The sequence below is a fragment of the Singulisphaera rosea genome (assembly GCF_054877945.1).
Window position 1 is genome coordinate 1 of sequence record NZ_JBTYIP020000135.1, and the last position, 288, is coordinate 288.

The window sequence follows — 288 nt, forward strand, 5'->3', positions numbered from 1 at the left end:
AGAGGCTATCCGGTAATCCGAAAATTTCGTAACCTACGCCTGTAGAAGGAGTCAGGCCGATCGACATCTGTCCGAGGATTATTCCCATGCGTAAGTCCTATCCCTCCGACCTCAGCGACGAGCAGTGGGCTATCCTCGAGCCTCTCATCCCCATCAACTCAACCGGCCGGCCCCGCAAGGTCCCCATGCGTGAGGTCCTCAACGCCATCTTCTACCTCAACCGGTCCGGCTGCCAGTGGGACATGCTCCCGCATGACCTCCCGGCCAAGAGCACCGTCTACGACCACT

Annotated in this window: 1 protein-coding gene; it reads left to right on the forward strand. The window is 59.0% G+C overall.

Annotated elements, in window-relative coordinates; translation table 11 throughout:
* Positions 1-86: 86 nt before the first annotated feature.
* On the forward strand, positions 87-288 hold a 202-nt coding region (locus tag ACYOEI_RS41265), incomplete at its 3' end, for a transposase (protein ID WP_462856501.1).